The organism is Campylobacter sp. BCW_6464 (genome assembly GCF_001762775.1).
Classification (GTDB): domain Bacteria; phylum Campylobacterota; class Campylobacteria; order Campylobacterales; family Campylobacteraceae; genus Campylobacter_D; species Campylobacter_D jejuni.
On sequence record NZ_MJXM01000078.1, the window covers coordinates 94,309 to 101,506 of the forward strand.

The following is a 7,198-nucleotide window of genomic DNA, read 5'->3' on the forward strand; positions in this document are numbered from 1 at the left end:
CTTTTAAAGCTTCATTATAATCAGGATAAGTTTCTAAAGGAGGTAAAGCTAAATTTGGATTTTTATTTACTTTAAATTTATAAGCCTTTTGTTCTTGTTTATGTGAAATAACAATACTTAATATTATAAAAGGTAAAGATAAATAGCCTAATGCACTTTTAGAATTTAAAATCAAAGCTTGTCCTAGTTTATAAGAAAGTTGGTTTTGAATTCTTATTTTAGCTTTTCCATAGCGATTTTGGAAATTTAGTGTTTCATTTAAATTATGAATTTGATTAGTTTGTTTTGAAATTATATTATTTTGGGAATTTATTTCTTTATTTTTTTTAAATTGCGATAATCTAAGTTTTTCTATCTCTTTATTTTTTAAAAATAATTTTTCTTTGTACATACTTAATAAGAATTGCACATCCAAATTCTTATAAATAGATTCTTTATATTCTAAATCATAATCAAATAATGCAAAATCTTCCTTATAAAGCTCTGCTATTATGTTGTATGTTTTTTCATTGTAATAATTTGAGAAAATTTCATGCTTGCTTGAATTTGAATGAATTAAATTTCTATTAAAATTTAATTCATTTTTAACTATTTTAAAATCATTATTTATATTTTCTAATTTACCTATAAAATTAACTAAAATATTTTTATTTTCATCACAGATAAATTTATATTGTGGAGTAAAATGTTGCCAAGATAGAATTTTATCTTTTACATTTTTATTTTGTAAAGCTAAAACAAATTGTTCAAAAGTATCAAAGTCTTTTAAATTTTCATTCGCCCAATTTTTATCATAATCATTTCCACCGCCTTTTTTAAGATAATGGAATGCAGAAACCATTCTGTCAAAAGGATTTCTTACAAAAGCAAAAGAAAAATAACTTTCAAATTTGTTTTTATCTTGTTTGATATAGTCTAATGCTCTCACATGTCCAATAAGCCATTTATCTGTTTCAAAAACGACTCTTTCTATGCTTGTTCCAGCAACTTTTGGTACATGGATAAAGATACAACCATATTTATCGTGATAATCTTTAAACAATATTTAACTCCATCAAACAAGAATTTTTAAAATTTTATTATGCAAAAAACCTTTTTACTCAAATATTTTTATTTTCTACATAAATTTTTTCAAGTATCAATATATCCATTTTCTTTAAGATAGTTTAAGATTATATCTATATTTTCATTAAGTTTGGCTTTGGAATTTTGCAAATGAATTTCAGGATTTTGAGGTTTTTCATAAGGGCTGTCTATACCTGTGAAATTTTTTATTTCTCCATTTCTTGCCTTTTTGTAAAGTCCTTTAGGATCTCTTTTTTCACAGAGTTCTAAAGGTGTATCTACGAAAATTTCTATAAATTCATCTTTTTTTACCAAAGATCTTGCTAAAACTCTATCGCTTTTAAAGGGTGAGATAAAAGCGCTTAGTATAATCAAACCACTATCAACAAAAAGTTTGCAAAGTTCTGCTATGCGTCTTATATTTTCCACTCTTGAGTTTTCATCAAAGCTCAAGTCTTTATTTAAACCCAAGCGAATATTATCTCCATCAAGCAAATAAGTATGAAAACCAAGCTCGTGTAATTTCTGTTCTAAGGCATTGGCAATGGTTGATTTTCCACTTGCGCTAAGTCCTGTTAGCCAAAGTACGCAAGGTTTTTGATTTTTAAGTTTTGATCTTTGTTCTTTGGTGATATTTGTATTATGCCAGGTAAGATTTTTATCCATAAATATCCTAAAAATTAAAGATTAAAGGTACACCTATGAGAACTATAGCACTATACACGATAGAAACAATGGCACCTATTTTTATAAAATCTGTCATTTTGTAATCACAAAGCGAGCTAACCATTAAATGAGTTTGGTATCCATGTGGTATCATAAACCCAGCACTAGCCCCATAAGCTACAGCAAAGATGAAAGGTAAAGGATTTACTCCTAAGGCTTGAGCTGTGGCAAAACCTATAGGGAAAGCTAAGGCCGCAGCAGCATTATTGGTAATAAATTCGGTTAAAAGTAGGGTTAAAAGATAAATTCCTATAAAACTTCCATAAACTCCATAATATCCAAAAAAACCTGTGATAAGTTGGGCTAAATCTTTGGCAAGTCCGCTGTCTACAAGTACTTTAGTAATTGTTAAAGAAGAGCCTACTATGATAAAAATATCAAAAGGAAAACGCCTTTTTATTTCATCAAGCTTGATAAATTTGCAAAGTAGTAAAAAGCCTAAACAAATAAGCAAAGCCTTGGTAAAAGAGATAAAATTTAAAGCCGAAAAAATAATAACACCTAAAAAAGCCATTATGGTCAATAAGCTTTTTTTAGCATCAAGTTTTTCGTTTTGTTTGATATTTGAAAGTAAATAAAAATTTTTAGCCAAATTATCCCTTAGGATAAAATCTTTACCCACAGCTAAAATCATTCTATCTCCAGCTTGCAAAACACTTTCGCCAATTTTTTTGATATGCACATCTCCTCTTTGTAAAGAAATAATAGCTGCGTCAAATTTAGATCTAAAATTAGCTTCTTTTACACTTTTTCCAATTAAATTAGAAGTTGGAGAAATGATTGCATCGATAAATTTACTTTCTTTTAACTCATAACCATCTGCAAGTTTTAAGCCATCAAATTTATTTAGAGTTTCAAGTTGTGAAATATCTCCACTAAATATAAGTGTATCTTTTGCATTTATAATTTCATTATGTGAAACGGGGGTAATGCTTTGATTGTTTCTTTGAATTTCTATCAAAAATAAAAACTCTAAATTTCTAAGTTTGTTCTCTTCTATGCTTTTACCTATTAAAGAGCTATTTTCTAAGACTTTTAAGGCGATTAAATGTTCTTTTATATTTTTATCTTTATTTTCATAATGGGGCAATAATTTACTAAAAATCATCAAAACCAAAATCATTCCTATACTTAAAGCTATACCTATATAAAAAAAATCAAACATTTTAAGACTTGGTAGTCCATTTTGCACCACAAAGGAATTGATGATTAAATTTGTAGAAGTTCCCACAAGAGTGATAACACCGCCTACTATGGCAAAATAAGAAAGAGGGATTAAAAGCTTTGAAGGAGCTTGAAATTTATTGTTTTTTGCTATACCCATAAAGCTTGCTACTACTGCGGTATTGTTTAAAAAGGCTGAAACTGCACAAGTAATTACACCTAATCTCAAAAGAGAAAGATTATAGTTTTTTCCTATGATAAATTTACTTGCCCATTCTATAATGATAGTTTTTTCAACAGCGATAGAAACTAAAAGTAGTAACATGAGTGAAATTAAAGAATCATTTGTATAAGAACTTATCCAAGTTTTAAAATCAAGATAACCTAAAGCGTAGTAAAATCCTGCCAAACTTCCAAATAAAACAGCAGGCTTTATTTTGTTGCGTATAAGCAATATAAGTAGAATTAAAAGCGTGATACCTACTATGATTTTCATATTTTTCTACACCCCCATTCTGGATAGTTTTTTCTTATAAAAGCGTTAAGTTCTATTTCAGCTTGAGTGTAAATTCTTTGGCTTTGTTGTGAATTTAAAATTTTTATTATCATACCTGCGACTAAGGTTTCATTGCTATATTTATCGATGATAATAAATGATCCTAAGGTTTTATTATCTTTATACTCTTTAAGTGCTAAATTTTTATCTAGTTTTAAAGTACAATTTGCAATATCATTAAGTATTAAATTTGAGGCATTTTCTTCTTTAAAAGTATTGATATCTTTTTTATAGTTAATATTTTCAAATTTAACATTGCAAAGATTATGAGCTCTTTTTATAAGATAATTTTCATTAAAATCTAATTGTTTTTGACTCATCCATATAATCATAGCTTCAAAAGTATTGCTTATTTTAAGATCATGGTTGATAGATGTCAAAATATCGCCTCTAGAAATATCGATTTCATCTTCTAAACATAAACTCACGGCCATATTAACACAAGCTTCATTTTGACTTGGAATGATTTCATTTTCATCTAAAGTTCTTAAATCTTTAATATCATTTGTAATGATACTTTTAATTTTAGATTTTTGCATAGAAGGCAAGACTATAACTTCATCTTGTAATTTTACATAACCACTTGCTATATTTCCGCAAAAACTACGAAAATTTAAATGTGGGCGATTAACATACTGCACAGGCATGATAAAATTATCCCGAATGATTTTATTTATTTTAATTTCATCTAAAAGTGTAAGTAGGGTTTCGCCTTTATACCAAGATAAATTTCTACTTTTTTGAGTGATATTTTCACCATTTAAAGCACAAATGGGAATAAAGTGTGTTTGGATACCTTCTTGTAAATAAGGGATGATTTTTTCATAATCTTTACAAATATTATTGAAGATTTTTTCTTCGTAAGAAACTAGATCCATTTTGTTAATGGCAATGATAAAATTTTTAATACCAAGTAAGCTCACTATATAAGAATGCCTTTTAGTTTGCTTTAAAACCCCTTTTCTTGCATCAATTAAAATAATAGCAATATCTGCTGTGCTTGCTCCTGTTGCCATGTTTCTAGTATATTGTTCATGCCCTGGTGTATCAGCTATAATAAATTTGCGTTTATTACTGGTAAAAAATCTATAAGCCACATCTATGGTGATGCCTTGTTCTCTTTCGCTTGTAAGCCCATCTACTAAAAGTGCAAAATCAAGTTTATCTCCGGCATTCCCCATTTTTTTACTATCTTTTTCTAAGGTGCTTAATTGATCGCTAAAAAGAGCTTTAGTATCATAAAGCAATCTTCCTATAAGAGTGGATTTTCCATCATCAACACTACCACAAGTGATAAAACGACAAAGTTCTTTATTTTCATGTTCTTTTAGATAATTTTCTACACTTTGCATTAAAAATATCCTTGTTGTTTTTTCTTTTCCATGCTAGCTTCTTCATCACTATCTATAAGTCTTCCCTGTCTTTCACTGGTTGTAGCTAGAAGTAGTTCTTCTATGATATCTAAAACACTTGTGGCATTTGAATTTATGGCTCCAGTTAGAGGATAGCAACCCAAAGTTCTAAATCTTACCATTTCTTCTTTAGTATTTTTTGCTAAATCTTTTGGCATTCTATCATCATCAACTAAAATTTTTGCTCCCATGTATTCAACTATAGGTCTTTTTTTGGCAAGATAAAGACTTGGTATAGGAATATTTTCAAGGTATATATACTGCCAAATATCAAGTTCAGTCCAATTGCTCAGCGGAAAAACTCTTATGGATTCTCCTTTTTTATGGCGTCCATTATATAAATTCCAAAGTTCTGGGCGTTGGTTTTTAGGATCCCAAGCATGATTTTCATCACGGAAGGAATAAATTCTCTCTTTTGCTCGAGATTTTTCCTCATCGCGTCTAGCTCCTCCAAAAACAGCATCAAATTGGTATAAATCAAGCATTTGCTTTAAAGCTTGAGTTTTCATGATATCTGTATGCATATTTGAGCCATGTGTAAAAGGGGATATATTTATTTCTTTGCCTTTTGGATTAGTATAAACGATAAGTTCCATACCGAGTTCTTTAGCTCTTTTATTACGAAATTCTATCATTTCTTTAAATTTCCAAGTCGTATCTACATGCACTAAAGGTAAAGGAGGAGTAGCTGGATAAAAAGCTTTTTGTAAAAGATGAAGCATCACTGAACTATCTTTACCTATGCTATAAAGCATAGCTGGCTTTTCAAATTCAGATATTACTTCACGCATTATGAAAATAGACTCACTTTCAAGTTGTCTTAAATGGGTAAGATTGAAAGTCATTTTAATCCTTTTTATTCCGCTTTTAAAGCGATCAAAACGCCTTCTATCATTTTCTTAATATCTCCATCAAGGATATTATCCACTTGAGAAAAAGCTTCTCCGCTGCGATTGTCTTTGACTTGCTGATAAGGAAAAAGCACATAAGAGCGGATTTGATGCCCCCAGCCTATCTCGCTTTTTTCGCCTGAATTTGCACTATCTTGTTGTTTCATGAGTTCAAGTTCATAAAGGCGAGATTTTAGCATTTTGAAAGCGGTTGCTTTGTTTTTATGTTGGCTTCTGTCATTTTGGCATTGTACGACTATTCCTGTTGGAAAATGCGTGATTCTAACGGCTGATTCTGTTTTATTAACGTGCTGTCCGCCTGCACCACTAGCACGATAATAATCAATCCTGATATCTTTTTCTTCGATTTCAATTTCTATATCATCATCAAGTTCAGGACTTACCATAACACTTGAAAAGCTTGTATGACGACGTCCAGCACTATCAAAAGGAGAAGTTCTTACTAAGCGATGAATTCCATTTTCAGCCTTGAAATAACCATAAGCATTATCACCCTTAACCAAAAAACTTACGTCTTTAAGTCCTGCTTCATCGCCTTCTTGAAAGTCAAGAGTTTCAGCCTTAAATCCTTCCCTTTCACAAAATCTTAAATACATTCTATAAAGCATGCTTGCCCAATCGTTGCTTTCAGTTCCGCCTGCTCCTGGATGAATGGAAACAATTGCGTTTTTGTTATCATTTTCTCCACTTAAAAGCATGGAAATTTCAAGGCTTGTTATCGTATCTTCAAGTTTTGGCGCATCATTAAATAAAGCTTCAAGCGTTTCTGTATCGTTTTCTGCATTAGCTAAATCAAAAAGTTCGCTTGCATCATCAACGGCCGATAAAGCTTCTTCGTATTTTTTTAATAAATTTGCAATTTTAGTTTTTTCTTTTCCAATAACTCCAGCTTGTTTAACATCGTTCCAAAAAGAAGGAGAATTTTCTAGCTCTTCAATTTCCTTAAGCCTTTCTTGAATGCTTTGTGGTTTGATGATAGAGGCTATATTGCCTACTTTATTTTTAAGAGTTTTTAGTAGTTCGCTAAATTCGTAATTATCCATAAAAATTTCTTTCTAAAGTTAATTTTTGCAATTTTAACAAATTTTATCAAAAAATAAGCTAAGTCTATTTTTAATCGTAGTGGGTATAACTATTATCAAGGTTGTTTGGGATTATTTTTCTTAAATTTCAAATTTATTTAAAAAATACAAAAATATCTTTCAGAAATAATCAAATTCAATACTTAGATGAAAAATTATGCTTTTTTCTTTTTAAATTCCTTCCTTAGTTTTCTTATCTCAAAAAATAGTTTTAGGTATCCACCCCCATACCAATTTTTATTAGCTTTAATAAAAGCTTCACCTAGTTTATAAGTAAAACAT

General features: G+C 29.6%; 6 protein-coding genes and 1 pseudogene. All 7 read right to left on the minus strand.

Annotated features, from left to right (window positions below):
• On the minus strand, positions 1-1,042 hold a 1,042-nt coding region (locus AJ885_RS08545), incomplete at its 3' end, for a sulfotransferase family 2 domain-containing protein (protein ID WP_070292883.1).
• Positions 1,043-1,131: 89 nt separating this feature from the next.
• Positions 1,132-1,731 carry an adenylyl-sulfate kinase gene (gene cysC / locus AJ885_RS08550; protein WP_053872501.1) on the minus strand — a complete coding sequence of 200 codons (600 nt, stop codon included), beginning with the start codon at positions 1,729-1,731 and terminating at the stop codon, positions 1,132-1,134.
• 7 nt (positions 1,732-1,738) lie between these two features.
• Positions 1,739-3,451, minus strand: a complete 1,713-nt coding sequence (locus AJ885_RS08555) for an SLC13 family permease (protein WP_053872502.1) — start codon at positions 3,449-3,451, stop codon at positions 1,739-1,741.
• Complete coding sequence (cysN, locus tag AJ885_RS08560) at positions 3,448-4,863, minus strand: sulfate adenylyltransferase subunit CysN (protein WP_070281095.1); 1,416 nt, start codon at positions 4,861-4,863, stop codon at positions 3,448-3,450. Before cysN ends, AJ885_RS08555 begins: the two co-directional genes overlap by 4 nt.
• Positions 4,863-5,768 (minus strand): sulfate adenylyltransferase subunit CysD, encoded by a 906-nt coding sequence (cysD, locus tag AJ885_RS08565; RefSeq protein ID WP_053872503.1) that lies wholly within the window; start codon positions 5,766-5,768, stop codon positions 4,863-4,865. Before cysD ends, cysN begins: the two co-directional genes overlap by 1 nt.
• A gap of 11 nt (positions 5,769-5,779) precedes the next feature.
• Complete coding sequence (gene prfB, locus AJ885_RS08570) at positions 5,780-6,877, minus strand: peptide chain release factor 2 (protein WP_070281097.1); 1,098 nt, start codon at positions 6,875-6,877, stop codon at positions 5,780-5,782.
• A 194-nt stretch (positions 6,878-7,071) separates the two neighbouring features.
• Positions 7,072-7,198: pseudogene (locus tag AJ885_RS10745) on the minus strand (sugar transferase); the annotation flags it as partial.

What these genes read in the sequence shown, in the direction of transcription:
- cysC (WP_053872501.1), bottom strand. Translation starts at nt 1,731, where the DNA reads ATGGATAAAAATCTTACCTGGCATAATACAAATATCACCAAAGAACAA.
- cysD (WP_053872503.1), bottom strand. Translation starts at nt 5,768, where the DNA reads ATGACTTTCAATCTTACCCATTTAAGACAACTTGAAAGTGAGTCTATT.
- AJ885_RS08555 (WP_053872502.1), bottom strand. Translation starts at nt 3,451, where the DNA reads ATGAAAATCATAGTAGGTATCACGCTTTTAATTCTACTTATATTGCTT.
- prfB (WP_070281097.1), bottom strand. Translation starts at nt 6,877, where the DNA reads ATGGATAATTACGAATTTAGCGAACTACTAAAAACTCTTAAAAATAAA.
- cysN (WP_070281095.1), bottom strand. Translation starts at nt 4,863, where the DNA reads ATGCAAAGTGTAGAAAATTATCTAAAAGAACATGAAAATAAAGAACTT.